At 28.0% G+C, this 17,524-nt stretch carries 14 protein-coding genes and 2 pseudogenes; 8 read left to right on the forward strand and 8 right to left on the reverse strand.

Translation table 11 applies throughout. From position 1 onward, the window contains the following. A partial coding sequence (locus EPJ72_RS11505) for a transposase (protein ID WP_147731182.1) occupies nucleotides 1-403 on the reverse strand: 403 nt, incomplete at its 3' end. Nucleotides 404-587: 184 nt separating this feature from the next. On the opposite strand from EPJ72_RS11505, the gene purF reads away from it, so the two are divergent. Then, nucleotides 588-1,979 (forward strand): amidophosphoribosyltransferase, encoded by a 1,392-nt coding sequence (gene purF / locus EPJ72_RS11510; protein WP_147732281.1) that lies wholly within the window; start codon nucleotides 588-590, stop codon nucleotides 1,977-1,979. Between the two features lie 63 nt (nucleotides 1,980-2,042). Here the strand turns inward: purF and tlyC are convergent, their stop codons facing one another. Genes tlyC through EPJ72_RS11530 form a run of 4 tightly spaced genes read right to left on the reverse strand, consistent with a single transcriptional unit; the run spans nucleotide 2,043 to nucleotide 6,759 of the window. Further along, a complete protein-coding gene (gene tlyC, locus EPJ72_RS11515; RefSeq protein WP_147732282.1) occupies nucleotides 2,043-2,894 on the reverse strand; it encodes a hemolysin C in 852 nt (283 codons plus the stop codon). Next, nucleotides 2,860-3,321 (reverse strand): rRNA maturation RNase YbeY, encoded by a 462-nt coding sequence (gene ybeY, locus EPJ72_RS11520; protein WP_147732283.1) that lies wholly within the window; start codon nucleotides 3,319-3,321, stop codon nucleotides 2,860-2,862. The genes tlyC and ybeY overlap by 35 nt, the downstream gene beginning before the upstream one ends. 1 nt (nucleotide 3,322) lies before the next feature. Next, complete coding sequence (locus tag EPJ72_RS11525; RefSeq protein WP_147732284.1) at nucleotides 3,323-5,713, reverse strand: HD family phosphohydrolase; 2,391 nt, start codon at nucleotides 5,711-5,713, stop codon at nucleotides 3,323-3,325. Nucleotides 5,714-5,736: 23 nt separating this feature from the next. Next, nucleotides 5,737-6,759 (reverse strand): PhoH family protein, encoded by a 1,023-nt coding sequence (locus EPJ72_RS11530; protein WP_242005011.1) that lies wholly within the window; start codon nucleotides 6,757-6,759, stop codon nucleotides 5,737-5,739. 92 nt (nucleotides 6,760-6,851) lie between these two features. Between EPJ72_RS11530 and EPJ72_RS11535 the strand changes: the two genes are divergently transcribed. Continuing rightward, nucleotides 6,852-7,295, forward strand: coding sequence for a VOC family protein (locus EPJ72_RS11535; protein WP_147732285.1), 444 nt, complete (start codon nucleotides 6,852-6,854; stop codon nucleotides 7,293-7,295). 209 nt (nucleotides 7,296-7,504) lie between these two features. On the opposite strand, the gene purD is transcribed toward EPJ72_RS11535, so the two are convergent. Further along, nucleotides 7,505-8,761 (reverse strand): phosphoribosylamine--glycine ligase, encoded by a 1,257-nt coding sequence (purD, locus tag EPJ72_RS11540; RefSeq protein WP_147732286.1) that lies wholly within the window; start codon nucleotides 8,759-8,761, stop codon nucleotides 7,505-7,507. Between the two features lie 137 nt (nucleotides 8,762-8,898). Between purD and EPJ72_RS11545 the strand changes: the two genes are divergently transcribed. The 6 genes and pseudogenes from EPJ72_RS11545 to EPJ72_RS11570 all read left to right on the forward strand — a co-directional run bounded on the left by EPJ72_RS11545 (nucleotide 8,899) and on the right by EPJ72_RS11570 (nucleotide 15,018). After that, nucleotides 8,899-9,567, forward strand: coding sequence for a hypothetical protein (locus EPJ72_RS11545; protein ID WP_147732287.1), 669 nt, complete (start codon nucleotides 8,899-8,901; stop codon nucleotides 9,565-9,567). Nucleotides 9,568-9,653: 86 nt separating this feature from the next. Continuing rightward, nucleotides 9,654-10,049, forward strand: a complete 396-nt coding sequence (locus EPJ72_RS11550) for a YbaN family protein (RefSeq protein WP_147732288.1) — start codon at nucleotides 9,654-9,656, stop codon at nucleotides 10,047-10,049. A gap of 15 nt (nucleotides 10,050-10,064) precedes the next feature. After that, a pseudogene (locus EPJ72_RS11555) lies at nucleotides 10,065-10,672 on the forward strand (hypothetical protein). Nucleotides 10,673-10,710: 38 nt separating this feature from the next. Continuing rightward, nucleotides 10,711-11,268 carry a TetR/AcrR family transcriptional regulator gene (locus EPJ72_RS11560; RefSeq protein WP_147732289.1) on the forward strand — a complete coding sequence of 186 codons (558 nt, stop codon included), beginning with the start codon at nucleotides 10,711-10,713 and terminating at the stop codon, nucleotides 11,266-11,268. A gap of 29 nt (nucleotides 11,269-11,297) precedes the next feature. After that, nucleotides 11,298-13,046 carry an ABC transporter ATP-binding protein/permease gene (locus EPJ72_RS11565; RefSeq protein ID WP_147732290.1) on the forward strand — a complete coding sequence of 583 codons (1,749 nt, stop codon included), beginning with the start codon at nucleotides 11,298-11,300 and terminating at the stop codon, nucleotides 13,044-13,046. A gap of 319 nt (nucleotides 13,047-13,365) precedes the next feature. Beyond that, nucleotides 13,366-15,018, forward strand: a complete 1,653-nt coding sequence (locus EPJ72_RS11570) for an amino acid ABC transporter ATP-binding/permease protein (RefSeq protein WP_147732291.1) — start codon at nucleotides 13,366-13,368, stop codon at nucleotides 15,016-15,018. 86 nt (nucleotides 15,019-15,104) lie between these two features. On the opposite strand, the gene EPJ72_RS11575 is transcribed toward EPJ72_RS11570, so the two are convergent. Both EPJ72_RS11575 and EPJ72_RS11580 read right to left on the reverse strand, forming a co-directional pair. Continuing rightward, the gene (locus EPJ72_RS11575; RefSeq protein WP_147732292.1) at nucleotides 15,105-16,982 is read right to left on the reverse strand and encodes a PTS fructose transporter subunit IIABC; all 1,878 of its coding nucleotides are present in this window, start codon (nucleotides 16,980-16,982) and stop codon (nucleotides 15,105-15,107) included. 22 nt (nucleotides 16,983-17,004) lie between these two features. Next, a pseudogene (locus EPJ72_RS11580) lies at nucleotides 17,005-17,283 on the reverse strand (PfkB family carbohydrate kinase); the annotation flags it as partial. Between the last annotated feature and the right edge of the window lie 241 nt (nucleotides 17,284-17,524).

Genomic DNA, 17,524 nt, shown 5'->3' on the forward strand with positions numbered 1-17,524 from the left:
TTTGTATTTTAGAGACAAATTTACGCTTATCATATCGCTTCTTTTTCTTTTTTGTTTTATATCTCCAAAGATTATTTCTTTTTAGTACATTCTCTATAGCTGTAACCCCTATCTTAATGCCTTCACGATTTAAATATGCTTTAATATAATGCTTACCTCGATATTCTTTAGTATAGAGTTCAATAATTAAATTAATAGCTTTTTGATTATTAAAGATATTTGGAGAAGTTTTTGGCTTAGTACTAAAATTAGCGACAGTTCCAGTGTCTTTATATTTTTTAAGCCAAGCATAAAAAGTAGATTTGGGTATTTCTTCTATCTTTAGAAATCTTTTAATATTTTTAGTTTCTAATGCTTCATCCACTATAAATAATTTAAATTCTGTGCTATAATCTCTTTTCATAGTAGCATCCTTTTTATTTGTTTTATGTTCAAAATATTATAACAAGGATACTGCTTTTTTTATACTAAAAAATGTCCAATATCTCATACTCCTAAACACAAAATCTTTAATAAGTCTATTGTGTAAAACATTAATTAATTATAATATATACAAATCAAAAAATAAAACTTGGTTGAATTAATATATGAACAAAATTTTTAAATGCGACAAACCTAAAGAAGAATGCGGAGTATTTGGTATATACTCAAAAGAAATAAAAAAAGACATATTAAAAACACTTAACTATGCATTATACGCATTACAGCATAGAGGACAAGAAAGTGCTGGAATAACAGTGTCTAATTATAAACATTTATTTACTTATAAATCCATGGGGCTTGTTTCAGATTTATTTTCTGCAAATATCCCTAAAGAAACAGAAGGCAATATTGCTATAGGGCATGTAAGATATTCTACTACAGGAGAGAGCAGAATAGAAAATGCTCAGCCTCTTGAAAACTTATTTAGATTAGGTCAAATAGCTATAGCACATAATGGAAACCTCACTAATGCTAATCAATTAAGAGAAAGGTTGGAACAGGAAGGAGCTACATTTAATGCTACATCCGACAGCGAGGTTATAATTAAATTAATAGCAAGAAAAACTGTGAATGATTTTATAGACGGTATAAAAGAAACTATCAATTTAATTGAAGGAGCTTTTGCTTTAGTTATAGTAGTAGATGGTAAATTAATTGGAATTAGAGATCCGCATGGAATACGTCCTCTATCATTAGGTACTAATTCTAATGGAGGTTATTTTTTTGCTTCTGAATCTTGTGCTTTAGATGCTGTTGGGGCTAAATTTGTACGCGATATAGAAGCAGGCGAAATGGTTATTATAGATGATAATGGCGTTCAATCTATAAAATACAAAAATACTCAATTAAAAAATTATCCTTGTGCATTTGAGCATATATATTTTGCAAGACCTGAAAGCAATATAGATGGTATTAATGTATATAATGTGAGATTTCAAACAGGTGTTTTACTTGCCAAAAAAAATACAGTAGATGCTGATATTGTAATAGGGGTGCAAGACTCTGGAACTATTGCTGCATTAGGATTTGCAAAAGAAAGCGGTATTCCTTATAGCATTGGTTTGGTTAAAAACAGATATATTGGAAGAACTTTTATTATGCCTGAGCAGTCAAGCAGAGAAGAAACTGTTAAATTAAAATTCAATCCTCTAAAGCATCTAATAGACGGTAAAAAAGTTATATTAATAGATGATTCACTTGTAAGAGGAACTACAAGCAAAATACTTATTGATATAGTGAGAAAAGCTGGTGCTAAAGAAGTTCATTTTAGGTCTGCTTCACCTGTTATAAAAAATCCTTGCTACTATGGTGTTGATATATCTTCCAAAAAAGAACTTATAGGAGCAAAACTATCTGTAGAGGAGATTCGAAAAGAAATTAATGCTGATAGTTTAGAATATTTATCCATAGAAGATATGTTTAAAGCCTTAGGCGGCACTAACTATTGTATAGGCTGCTTTAACGGAGAATATCCAACAGCGATACCTAAAGAATAAATCTAAATAATTATATAATACTATATTCTTGTTATAGTTTTTTATTTATTAAAAAATGTTGTTTTATATATCATCATTTTCTATTATTTCTTCATCTTCTTTATTTTCTTCTTCTGCCTCTTCTCTATTTTTATTTAGTTTTTCTATTCTAATCTTTGTAACAATATTTCCGCTCTTTCCAACAACAGTAAAAGAATAACCATTATATTTAATAGCCTCATTTCTCTTTGGAAGTCTTCCAAGATAAGAAAATAAAAATCCCCCCACAGTATCAGCATCATCATCTGGTATATCTGGAAGTATTCCATATTTATTAATCTCTTCTATTCTCATTCTAGCATCAACTAAAAAACTTCCATCATCATTACTCTTTACTTCCTCATCATCATCTTCATCAAACTCATCTCTAATATCTCCCACAATCTCCTCAAGTACATCTTCCATAGTAACAATGCCTGAAAATCCGCCATACTCATCAACAACCATAGCAATATGAATCTGTTTAGTTCTAAAATTCTTCAAAAGCTCCATAAGCGAAATAGATATAGGTACAAAAAAAGCCTTGTGTATTATCTTTTTTAGATTAAAAGTTTTTTCATCTATATCTACTAAATCCTTAACATAAAGCACACCTACAATATCATCTATACCATCTTTATAAATAGGTATTCTAGAGTTTCTATCCCTATTAAAAGCTTTAATAACTTTCTCATAGCTTGTATCTATATGAAGTATATTTACATCAACTCTAGGTATCATTATATCTTTTACATTCTTGTTTTTCAGTTCAACAGTATTTATAACAATCTCTCTTTCTTCCTCTGTTAATAAACTCAAATTAATATAATGACTTTTATCATTATAATTATCTTTATTTTTTTTAACTATTTTTTTTAATATCTTTTTTATTGGCATTATTATAATTCCCTTTCATATGTTCAATTATTTTTTTATATAATTCTCTCATTCTTTTATAATTTTTTTTAAGAGATTTTTCTGTATAATTATGATGTATACCCTGTAAATGAAGTATAGAATGAACTATTAATTTTATAACAGTCATTTTTATTTTATCTTTATTATATCTATCTAAAACCCACTCATAAGAAATAACAATGTCGCCTCCTTCATTAGCTTCTCCCATAGGAAAAGTTAATACATCGGTTGCTTTATCTTTATTTCTAAATTGTTTGTTTAAACCTCTTATATAATCATCATTAGAAAAAACTAAATTTACTTCCCCATCAATATTAGCAACTTTTACAGCATGACTCAAAAAATATCTATAAATATTTAGATTAATATCATAATCAGTATTGTTAAAAACATTAACCTTATTCATATTATTTCTTTATTTTATCTTTATTATTAACAGCATCTTTTTTAGTGTTTACATTTTTAATAAGTCTTTCTTTGGTTTTGAAAACTTTTTTAACATCTGTTGCTTTAGTATTTTTTTCAGTACTTTCTAACTTTTCATTTTTTTCGTTTTTATTATTATCTTTATTATCTTTGCCTATATCTTTTGGAAGCTCAGGATATTTTATTCTCTCATGCAATGAAATCAAAATCTTTTGTAAGCTTATTCTCTTAATAGTTTCAATATCTTGCAATGTAAGTCCGCTGTCATTTAATTCGCCTTCTGTCATTTTGCTTTTTACTATACTGTCTATGAGTGAAGCTAATTTTTCTCTAGTAGGAGTATCTATTGTTCTGCTTGCTGCTTCTATTGAGTCTAATATCATTAAAATAGCAGTAATCTTAGATTGAGGCTTTGGTCCTCCATAACTAAATAAACTTACATCTATATCAGGGTCTTCTTTTAGAGCATCGGCATAGAAATATTTTATTAAGCTAGTGCCATGATGTTCTTTTATAGCTGCTATTATCTCTTTTGGAAGCCTATATTTTTTTGCTATCTCCACGCCAAAACGAACATGCGATTTTACTATGGCAGCAGATAAAGTAGGCTTTAATTTATTATGTCTATTATCATCTTTATTTGTATTTTCTATAAAATATAATGGGTTTTCTATTTTACCTATATCATGATAGTATGCAGATACGCAGGCTAATCTTCCATCTTCTCCAATCTCATCAGCTATAGTTTCTACCAAATTAGCCATATTAATAGAATGGTGATAAGTACCCGGTGCATTAATTTGAAGCTGTCTTAAAAGAGGATTGTTTAAATCTGCCAATTCCTGAAGTCTAAATATAGTAGCAGTTTCGAGCAAATACTCACAAATAGGAAGAATAATCATAACGAGTATTGCCTGTATTAAACCGCTTGCAAAAGCAAATACAAAAATCATATGGTTAAAATCAAAATCATCTTTAATAAATACATTAATTAATGATACTATACTTAAACATACACCTATTTGAATGCCTAACCATAAAACTCCATTTCTGTTATTAATTTTCTTTGTAGAAACAGAAGTTATCATAGATATTACAAAAAGCGAGAAAAACTCATATACATCAGCCTGCACCATATTTGCCGCTAAAAGAGTAATACATACAGTTACAATAGATGAAATACCCCTTCTTGCACCAAGTAAAGTATTTAGCATAGAAAACATTGGTATAAAAGCGTATATGTAAAAAGGTATATTTATAAATCTGTTTGATACATAATTACTAACAAAGTATACTATAGACATAATAAGCAAATACTCTAGTGCAAATAAAATAAAATTCTTAAAGTTAGTATAAAAGTCTATATTATATTTAAATATAATGTATCCTACAAAACTAAATAACATCAATATAAATAAAGCCTGTCCTACTAATATTTTTATATTGTATTCAAGGAAAGTGCTATTATCTAAAATATATTTTAAAAGCTTTACTTTATCCTCTGTAACCATTTCTCCCTCTTCCAAAATAGGAAAACCTGCCTTTATTGTTGTATATATAGGCTCTACAGATAATGGAATCTTATTTATTTCCTCTTGAGTTCTTTCAGAGTTATAAATTAAATTATCTACTAAAAAAACATTGATTATAGAAGATATAGTATTGATATGAAACACATTTAAATCATTATATCTATTGCCCACAATAGAGCTAATTTCATTTCTTAAATTTTCTAAGAAGAATATTCTGTTTTTTGCAGCTATTCTCTCTTCAACAACATAATCATTATACTTATAAATAAATATACCATTATTTAATATTAATCTTAAAGTTTCGGGTGTTAAATTTCTTTTAGATATTATACCAATATCAAATAAACTCTTAAGAGTCTCTACAATCTTTGCTTCATATCCAATATTATCTTTATTAACAATAGCATTAGAGAAAATAGTTTTATTAATATTTAAATCATATTTAGATATAACAGCATCATACATTTCATCAAAAGAAATATTAAAAGAAATATTATTAGTATCAAAACTTTTAATAAAGTTAAACATATTGCTCACTTTTGATAATGATTCTTTTTGTATATTTTCAGGCATTTCAAATATAGGTCTTACATTAGCTTGTAAATATTCTATTAATCTCTGAGTTTCTTCTATATTTTTATATTTTATATTACTTTTAGCAATCAATGGTTCTTTTACAGTTTCGCCTATTGCTGGTATTGTAATTTTTTGCATATAGTTTGGAAAAACAAATAATAATGTTACCACATACAAAATTAATGCTATTAATAATTGAAATACTCTCTCCATATTAAGAGTTTTATTAATTATAGATTTAATAATTTTTTTATTCGTGTTCATAATAATTTTTATCCGTATAATTTTTACACATTTATATTATCGGCATTATCATAGGCCTCTAATATTTTAGAAACTAACCTATGTCTTATTACATCTTTTTTATCAAAATGATGAAAAGCTATGCCTTCTATATTTTTTAATATTTTAATAGAATGCTCCAAACCAGATTTTACATTTTTAGGCAAATCGCTTTGAGTAATATCTCCTGTAATAACAGCTTTAGACTTTTCACCTATTCTACTTAAAAACATTTTCATCTGAGCAACTGTAGTGTTTTGTGCCTCATCTAGTATTATAAAAGCCCTGCTTAGAGTTCTTCCCCTCATATAAGCTAAAGGAGCTACTTCTATTTTATTCTCTTCTGTGTATCTTAATATTATATCACTAGACAAAAGACTATACAAGGCATCGTATACAGGTCTCATATACGGTGAAATCTTCTCTTTAAAATCACCCGGCAAATATCCTAAACTCTCCCCCGCCTCAACAACAGGTCTTGTTATTATCATACGTTCTATTTTATTTTCTGCAAGCAAACTTATACCATAGGCAACAGATAAAAATGTTTTACCAGTACCTGCAGCACCTGTAGAAAAAACTATATCATTAAACATCATCTTCTCTAAATATTCGCCTTGAGATATAGTTTTCATTTCTATGTTTCTTCCAAGATATGGCAGCTTTATACGCATATTAATTAAAGAACTCTCCCGCTCTTTAAATACATTGTCTGATATATTAATAACTTTTTCTAAAGAAATTTCGGTATTAGAAATATACATGTCTTTAAGTATATATATTACCTTTAGAGTATCTTCTATATTTGAATAATTACCCTCTATGGTTAATTCATTTCCCTTTGGATATATTGAAACATTAAATTTATTTTCTAAAACTTGAAGATTCTTATCCTCTGCACCGCAAATGGAAATATAGGCGTCATAATCTTTAAACTTTACTTTATTGTCTAATCTTTTTTTATTTATCTTTTTATCCTTATAATTTATTATATTGTAATATACTACAAAAAAATTGATTATTGTCAATATTGCATATTTTAAAATTTAGATTATGGAATATATAAATAAATTTGTTATATTTTTTATTATTTATAAAATATACAAAAGGAGTATTATTAATGATTAGAGAAGTAATGCATATAGGAATAACAGTAAGCAATATGGAAAAATCTATACACTTTTATAAAGATATATTAGAACTAACTTTTAAAGGTGAGGCTATTATGGAAGGTAAGGAAACAGATTTATTATTTAATATGAATGGAGTAAAAGTAAAAATAGCATATCTTAACGGAAGCGATAATATAATAGCTCCACCAATAGAACTTTTACAGTTTATAAATGAAGAAGCTAAAAAAAATATTTCAGAGTTAAACAAAATATCTATTTCTGAGATTTGTTTTAGAGTTGAAAATATAGATGAAATGTATAAACATCTAATAAAAAACAATGTAGAATGTTTATCAGAGCCTCAATATTTTGACTTTGAAAATTATGGATTTGGTAGGAGTAAAGCTTTATATTTTAGAGATCCTGATGGTATTATATTAGAATTAATGTAAAATTTGTAATTATAAAATGTTTTAATTTGAAGAACTTTATTATTAATATATTATTATTTTTAATAGTTTTTGCCATATAAAATTTAAATAAATACATAATAATTTAAACTTAGAAATTCAAAAAAATATATATAAAAAATGCCTGTATTAAATAGCATAAATTATTAAACAAGCATTCATATACAAAATTTTTTATTGAGTATATAATTTTACTGCTTAATTAAACCAATATCCTTTCTAAAATATTTGTCTTTAAAATCTATCTTTTCAATATCGTTATATGTAAGTTTTCTTGCTTCATCTAATCTGCCTGCAATATTGACAACATTCAAAACCCTTCCGCCGCTTGTAATAATATCTTTATTTTCATCGAGTTTAGCACCAGCAATAAAACATTTGCCGTTTATATTATTTATGCCAGTAATTTTATAGCCTTTATTATAGCTAGAAGGATAACCTCCAGAAACCATAACTACACAGCAAGCATGCTTATCTTTCCATTTTATTTCTACATCTTTTAATTTTTTATCCATGGCACTTTCTATTAAAGATAAATAATCACTCTCCATTAGCATAAGTACAGCCTGTGTTTCAGGGTCACCCATTCTTACATTATACTCAAGCAAATATACGCCTTTTTTTGTAATCATAAGTCCAAAAAATATTATACCCGCAAAACTTATATTCTCTTTTTTCATTCCTTCAAGAGTAGGATTTAGTATATCTTTTATAAATAAAGCTTCTGCCTCTTTTGTATAATATGGGTTTGGTGATATTACCCCCATTCCTCCTGTATTTAATCCTTCATCATTATCCAATGCTTTTTTATGGTCTTTTGCAGAGATAAAAGGTATTATAGTGTTTCCGTCTGTGATAGATAAAATAGAAGCCTCATAGCCTTCTAAAAACTCTTCTATTACTATTTCGCTTCCTGCTTCTCCAAATACTTTTTTTATCATCATATCTTCTAAAGCATTATTAGCTTCGTTTATGTCTTTACATATAATTACACCCTTACCCAAAGCAAGTCCGCTCGCCTTTATAACAAGAGGATAGTTAACAGTATTTAAATATTCTTTTGCTTTATTATAATCATTAAATGTTTTGTACTGAGCTGTTTTAATGCCGTATTTTTTCATAAACTCTTTAGCATAAGCCTTAGAGCCTTCAAGCATAGCTCCTTTTTTATTAGGTCCAAATATTTTTAAATTGTTCTTTTCAAATATATCTACTATGCCAGCAACAAGAAGCTCTTCGCTTCCTACTATAGTTAAATTAATACTTTTCTCTTTTGCAAAACTAACAAACTCTTCAATTCCATTTAATTTTATATTCTCGCATTTGTTTTCATAAAAAGTGCCCGCATTCCCATCCGAACAATATATCTTCTCTACTTTTTCATTCTTTAATAAACTAAATGCTATAGCATGTTCCCTTCCGCCGGAGCCTATAATTAATATTCTCATTATACAAAACCTTTATTTTTTTCTTATATTATAAAGTAATAATTATATTTAGTCTATAAAATTTTTAATTGACAAAAATATATTTTAAGGTAAAATGAACATTGTTCAGTCATACTGATAAATAGGAGCTGTAATCTATGAAATATATAATTTTATTTTTAGTAATATTCTGCTCATCAATATATTCATATAATTCTGAAGAAATTAATGATTTTTATAATAGTTATTATTCTTCAGACTACGATATAAAAAATATAGAAGATAATTCCTCTCAAACATATAAAAACTTATATTCCTTGATACAATCCAAAACAATAAAAGATGAAAAAGAAAAATATAATTATTTGAAAGAGGCAATTAATAAAAATGAGGATTATGAAAAGTCTGATGATATTGATTATTTAATCAGTGTATCAGAGTTAATGAATTATATAATGTATTACTGCAATGTTCCAGAGAAAATTTCTTTCGGTTCAAAGAGCAAAGATATTTATAAAAATATATTAGAGAAAGATGATAAAAACTTTTTTGCTCTTCTAGGTACAGGAGTAGGATATATGCATGCACCTGCAATAGCTGGTGGAAGCAACAAAAAGGCTTTTCAATATTTTAACAAGGCACTAATGAATGCTAAAGAAAAATATCAGAAGTATTTAGCTTATGTTTGGTTATCTCAGTATTATTTCAAAATGGAAGATAATGAAAACTATATTAAATACATAAAAATGAGTAAAGGTATATACGAAAATGGCTATTTATTAGAATATGCAATGGACAGAAATTTAAATTATGAAAAAACCCTATAAAGTTCATATTTTTTATTGACTAAAAATTGTTATTGGTTTATAATGAACATTGTTCACTATGAGTTATTAGGAATACTTTATTTGTTATGAGAATATTATATATAGTTTTAGCTTTTTTGTTTATGGGGCTTGGAATAATAGGAGTAGCAGTGCCAATACTTCCAACTGCACCGTTTCTTTTGCTTGCTGCTTTTTTCTTTGCCAAAGGCTATCAAAAGTTTCATAATTGGTTTATATCAACAAAACTTTATAAAAAACATTTAGAGAGCTTTGTTAAATCAAAAGCTATGACATTAAAATCTAAACTTAGTATAATTATACCTGTAACTATTATGCTCATAATTGCTTTTATATTTGTAAATAATCTGCATGCAAGAATTGCGTTAATTATATTACTTACAATAAAATATTTTTATTTTTTTGTATGTATAAAGACTATAAAAGAATATAAAGAAAACACAAATATTGAATTTGATGAATAGAAAACAGGTTGTATTATGAAAGTGTATAGATATATTGCTATAATAAATATTTTAACTTTAAGTTTTTTTGATATTGCTTATACAGAGGAGGAAGATAAAAAAAATAGAGTTTTATCTGGAATTGATAATAGATTTTTTTCTATAGGCTTATACAGCAGTGCTGACACAATAAAAACAAGCGTTAATATAGAGTTTGGTTTTAAACTATTTAAGTATAATAATTTTGAGATGAAAAGTTATACTTCTATAGTAGGCTCAAAGATATATGATGATAATCCTGACATGTATCAATTAGGTTTGATGCAAAAAATTACTTTTGGAAGCAAAGATGTGTATACAGGAGAAGTAAGTATAGCTAGGTATGCATTTGCTTTTGCAAGTTTTGGGTTCATATCATTTAATGCTAATACTAGTCATAAATTTTTATTTGCAGAGCCTTTTTGCTGGGAAGTTGGGGGGGAGCTGGTTTTAATGTAAATGTAAGCAGACATGTAGGAATGGTTTTAGAGTTTGGAGGCGGGCTTCATGATGTTTATAATGGAGCAAAACTTGGTTATCCAAAAAAATTAAATATGGTTGGTTTTGGAAGAATAAGTATAGGGGTGAGATACTATATTTTTTAATAATTAGTTATACATACTATTTTAAGGAAGTAAATATTATGAATAAAAATATAACTTCAAAAGAACAAATACTTAATATAAGCAGAGAACTTATAAAAAGGAAAGGTTTTAATTCAATCAATATAAGAACAATAGCAGAAAGCTGTAATATAGCTATTGGTTCTATATACAATTATTTTAATTCAAAAGAAGATTTAACTATAGCTATAATAGGAAGCATATGGCTTGATATATTTCACCCTTCAAATATTTGTATACAATCGGATAGTTTTATAGAAGTGATAGATACAATTTTTGAGAGTATTGAAAAAGGAAATAAAGAATATCCAAATTTTTTCTTGATGCATTCTACTATACTATTTGGAAAAAATAAAACTAAAGCTATTGGTATGATGAACAATATAAAAACACATATTAGAGAGGGGTTATATAAAAATCTTATGAATGATGAAAATGTGAGAAAAGATGCATTCAATGAAAGTTTTAGTGCTGAAAAATTTATAGATATAATATTGTCATTTATAATAAGTGCTATGAGTAGAGAAGATTATGACAGTTCTGGTATAAAAGAAATAATAAAAAGAAGCATTTATTAATAATAATTTAAATATATAAAGGAAAGTTTATGATAAATAAAAGGCTTATAGCTTTGATGGGAGAAGCTAAAAAATATATAGCTTGGCATGTAATAATACAGCTTGCAAATTTAGCTCTCAATATAGCTGCAATATTTTTTATGGCAGATATTATACAAAAAGCATATCAAAAAAATATAACCAAAGAAGATATTATAACATTATGCATTGCTATTTTTGTTATAATAGTTTTAAGATTTAGATTTAATATTTTAATAGCAAATATGTCGTATCATGCTTCTGGGAGGGTGAAACAAACTTTAAGAGAAAAAATGTACTTAAAACTTCTCACACTTGGAAGCAGATACAAAGAAAAATTTTCAACAAGCGAAATAATTCAAATATCTATGGAAGGAGTTGATCAATTAGAAACTTATTTTGGACGTTATTTGCCGCAATTTTTTTATAGTATGATAGCTCCTATTGTTCTTTTTTGCGTGCTTTCTGCTATAAGTGTAAAATCTGCTTTTATACTTTTAATATGTGTACCTCTTATACCTTTATCAATTATTGCTATAGTAAAAATTGCTAAAAAGATATTAAAAAAATATTGGGGAAGCTATAGTGATTTGGGAGAGATATTTTTAGAGGATGTTCAGGGGCTTACCACTTTAAAAATATATAAGGCTGATGAAAAGAAAAATGAAGAGATGAATATTGAAGCAGAAAAATTTAGAATTGCTACAATGAATTTATTATTTATGCAATTAAACTCCACAACTATAATGGACATAATTGCATATGGCGGAGCTGCTTTGGGTGTAATAGTATCTATACTTGAATATATGAAAGGAAATATTAACCTTGCAGGTACATTCACTATAATAATGCTTTCTGCAGAGTTCTTTATTCCTTTAAGGCTTTTGGGTTCATTTTTCCACATAGCTATGAATGGAATATCTGCAAGCGATAAGATGTTTGAAATACTAGATATGCCTGAAGACAAAAACAGAGTAAACAAAATAAATAAAGACAATGAAGAAATTAGTTTTAACAATGTAAGTTTTGCATACAACGAAGATAAAACCATATTAAAAAATATAAATCTCAATATTAAAGAAAAATCATTTGTTTCTATAGTGGGAGTTTCTGGTTCTGGAAAAAGCACAATTGCAGGGCTAATATCTTTAAAAAATGAAAATTATAAAGGCTCTATAAAAATAGGTGATATTGAACTATCTACAATAGACAAAGATGATTTATATAAAAAAATAGTGGTAGTTGATCATAACAGTTATTTATTTGAAGGCACTGTATATGACAATTTAAAAATGGCAGGAAGCACTATCACAGAAAGAAAGATGAATGAAGCATTAAAAAAAGTGGAGCTTTATGATTTTCTACAAACTGAAGACGGACTTAATACAAAGATAATGGAGAAAGCTTCCAACCTATCGGGAGGACAAAAACAGAGATTAGCATTAGCGAGGGCTATACTTTTTAATGCTGATATATATATATTTGATGAGGCTACTTCTAATGTTGATGTTGAAAGTGAGGAGAGCATTATGGAGATTATAAGAGATATTGCTAGAGAGAAGACAGTTATATTAATATCTCATAGGCTTTATAACTGCATACCTTCAGATAGGATATATTTTTTAAAAGACGGCGTTATAGAGGAAGAAGGCACGCATAATGAATTGATGAGTATAAATGGAGAGTATGCGAGAATATTTAATGAGCAAACAAATTTAGAGAGCATAACAAAAGGAGAGAGTTTAAGCATAGCTATATAATATTTATATACTAAAAATCTTATTTTTTCTTAAAATCAGTTTTTTAAATATTTGCAGGGCTTTGCCCCGCACCCCACTTCTTTTGGTGACCCAAAGAAGCAAAAAGACTATATGTTAAGAGGTTGATATTTACATATATTAAAAACTCATATTATACAAAATATAGCTAATATAATTTAATATAATTTGCACTTTTTGGTTCTTTGACGAAGTCCGCACAGCGACCGAAGGAAGTGCCTGTGGGTGCGAAGGCGGGAAAAAGAACAATAAAAACAATTAACAAATTACTTAATAAAAACAATAAATTGGAGTTTACACGATGCGAAGAAGCGGTATTAAAATTATGGCACAATTAATCGGACTAATTGCTCCGCTTATGCATGTTATGATATTGGCAATAACTACAGGAGTCTTGGGATTCTTGTGTGCTATATCTATAACAATATTAGGCGGATATGCCATATTAACTTTTTTGGGTTTAAATAATTTCTTTACAATAAAAACAATATTCATTACTGTTTTTGTGCTTGCAGCTTTAAGAGGATTGCTTCACTATGTTGAACAGCTAAGCAATCACTTTATAGCTTTTAAATTGCTTGCATTGATTAGAGATAAAGTTTTTAAGGCTCTAAGAAAATTATCTCCTGCAAAACTTGAAGGAAGAGATAAAGGAAATCTAATAGCACTCATCACAAGCGACATTGAACTTCTTGAAGTGTTTTATGCCCATACAATTTCACCTATAGCTATAGGCGTATTAACTTCAATAATAATGACAATATTTATAGGAAGCTTTAATATTGTGTTAGGTGCTATTGCTTTACTTGGATATTTTACTATAGGTTTTATAATTCCTTATTTTTCATCAAAGTTTGGAAAAAATGACGGAATGGAATACAGAAATAATTTTGGTAAATTAAATAGCTACTTTCTTGACAGTTTATGGGGTATAAAAGAGATACTTCAATTTGGCTACGGCGAAAAGAGAATACAAATAATAGAAAATAAAACTGATGAGTTAATGGATTTAAATAAAAAACTAAAAAAATATGAAGGCATAATATCAGGACTTACTACTTCAGCAGTGTCACTATTTACATTAGCTATTCTTGTTGTGAGTGTATTAATATCAAAAGACAAAAATTTCTCTAACATATTAATACCTACTATAGCAACGGCAAGTTCTTTCGGACCTGTGATAGCATTGAGTAATTTATCAAATAATTTATTTATGACATTAGCAAGTGGTGAGAGGGTACTTAATTTACTTGCAGAAAAACCTATTGTAGAAGAAGTTTATGACGGAGAGAAAGATATAGAGTTTAATGGGCTTGAATGCGAAAATGTATGTTTTGATTATGAAGGCGAAGAGATATTAAACGATTACAATTTAGAGATAGAGCCTAATAAGATAATAGGCATAAGCGGAAAGAGCGGAAGCGGAAAATCTACACTGCTTAAACTTTTTATGCGTTTTTGGGACATAAAAAAAGGAAGCCTAAAAATATCTAGCACTAACATAAAAGATATTAACACCGATAGTTTAAGAGATATTGAAAGCTATGTAACGCAAGAGACTTCAATATTTAAAGACACTATAGAAAACAATATAAAAATAGCAGATAAAAATGCTACAAGAGAAGAAGTTATTGAAGCATGCAAAAAAGCATCATTGCATGACTTTATAATGAGCCTTTCAAATGGGTATGATACTAATGTAGGGGAGCTTGGGGACACTTTATCAGGCGGAGAAAAACAACGAATTGGCATAGCTAGAAGTTTCTTACACAAAGCAAGTTTTATACTTCTTGATGAGCCTACAAGCAATCTTGACAGTTTGAACGAAGCAGTTATATTAAAATCTGTAAAAGATAATAGCAAAGATAGAACTGTTGTTTTGGTATCGCATAGACTCTCTACGCTCAATATAGCTGACAAAGTATATAAAATGAAAACTGATAGAGTGAGCTAAAAAAGCAAATTAGAAATTAAGTTTAAAAAAAGAAGTATAGTAAAAAATAATACTATACTTCTTTTTATATATTATTTATTTAATTATTAATCATTAACAGTCTTTTTAATAAATCCAAGAAGAACTGCTGTAACTACAGAACCTATCACTATAGCAAGCAAATACATTACAGGATTATTTACTATAGGCAAAACAAATATACCGCCGTGAGGAGCTCTTAATTCTATATGAAAAGCCATAGATAAAGCTCCAGAAATTGCAGCACCAATCATACAAGAAGGAATAACTCTTATAGGGTCTGATGCGGCAAAAGGTATAGCTCCTTCTGTAATAAATGAAAGCCCCATAACATAACAAGTTTTTCCAGCATCTCTTTCATCAGCAGAGAATTTATTTTTAAATATTGTAGTAGCTAATGCTATACCTAAAGGCGGAACCATACCTCCAGCCATAACTGCAGCATGAGGAGCATATTGACCAGAAGCTATCATTGCTATACCAAATGTGAAAGCAGCCTTGTTTATAGGGCCTCCCATATCAGTAGACATCATAGCACCAAGCAAAGCTCCTAATAATATCAAGTTTCCTGTTCCTAAGTTTTTTAAGAAATTTGATATTCCTGTATTAATTGCAGCTATTGGATTAACTATAAATAAATACATTATAGCACCTGTAATAAATATGCCAAATAAAGGATATAATAAAACAGGTTTAATTCCGTCTAAACTTTCAGGTAATTTATTAAATATTTTTTTTAATAAAAGAGTGATATATCCGCCTAAAAATCCGCCTATCAAACCGCCCAAAAATCCGCCGCCGCTATTTAAAGAAATTAATCCGCCAACCATAGCAGGAGCAAACCCCGGTCTGTCAGCAATACTCATACCAATAAATGATGCCATTACAGGAACCATTAAGAAGAATGCATTTCCTCCTCCTATATCATTTAAAAGCTTAGCAAAATAATTATATGAAGGGTCATTAGGGTTGCTTGCATTAATACCAAACATAAATGAAAATGCTATCAATATACCACCGCCTACAACAAATGGAAGCATATTTGATACCCCTGACATTAGATGTTTATATACTCCTGTTTTTGGCTTTTTAGCAAATTTATTTGAAGTTTGACCACTGTCTTCACTGCTATGATATATAGGAGCTGTTTGATTTATGGCATTATTTATTAATCTTTCAGGGTCTTTTATCGCCTCTTTTACTCCTACTATATCAACATTCTTTCCATCAAATCTCTCCATAGCAACATTTTTATCAGCTGCCACTATTATTCCTTTTGCATTTTTTATCTCTTCTTTTGTAAGTTCATTTTTTACACCGCTTGAACCGTTAGTTTCTACTTTTATAGTGATGCCAAGTTCTTTACCTTTTTTAAGCAAAGCATCAGCAGCCATATAAGTATGTGCTATTCCTGTAGGGCATGCTGTTACTGCTAATACTTGATATGAATTGCTATTGTTAGTTTCTTGATTTAATGAAGAGTTTTCATTATCTTTTTCAGCATTCTTTATTAATATATCTAATACTTCCTCTTTGCTTTTTACATTAAGAAGTGCCTCTCTTATATCATCTTCAAGAAGAAGTGTTGTTATTTTTGATAATAGTTCAATATGAGAATTATTAGAATTTGCTGGTGCTGCTATCATAAAAAATAAATGTGAGGGCTTACCGTCTAATGATTCATAATCAACACCTTTTTTTGAAATACCTATTGCAACTGTAGGAATCTTTACTGCATTAGTTTTACCATGAGGTATTGCTATTCCTTCTTCCATACCTGTTGAGCTTTGTGCTTCTCTTTTGAGGATTTCTTTTTTATACTCTTCTTTGTCATTTAATTTGCCGTTATTATAGAGAATATCTATCATTTCATCTATAATTTCTGATTTTGTTTGTCCCTTTAGGTCGATATTAATACAATCTAAAGTTATAACATCTTTAAGCATTTTTTAACCCTCCATTTATATTTTAATTAATTTTTTTTATTTCTACTTTTTCTAGAAATTTTTTCATATTTTCAAATGTAGTTAACATTTCAGAACATGCAGTAGAACTTCCGCTTGCTATGGCATATTTATAAGAATCAACTATACTTAAATTATTGCTTATGCCGTAAACTATACCTGCTACCATAGAATCCCCTGCCCCAACAGAGCTTATCAATTTTCCATCAGGAGCATTTCCAAGATAAGCTTCATCTTTTGTTACAAGCACAGAACCGTCTTTACCCAAAGAAACTATTAGACTTGTTTCAAAAGTACTTGACAAATCAATTTATAGTTTCAAAGAAGTAAGAATTATGTTAATATATTCGTAAAAAAGGATTTTATAAAAATGATTGATTGTCAAAGTGTGATTGGCTTAAAAAAACATATTTATTTCTTTTAGAAGAATTAAGAAAAGTATATAAAGGTTTTAATAATGGCAGACCAAGAAAACTTTCTTTGGAAACTATGCTTTTTATCACTTTTATATATTTTAAACAATA

Origin of the sequence: Brachyspira pilosicoli (genome assembly GCF_008016535.1) — a bacterium.
GTDB classification, from domain to species: domain Bacteria; phylum Spirochaetota; class Brachyspiria; order Brachyspirales; family Brachyspiraceae; genus Brachyspira; species Brachyspira pilosicoli_A.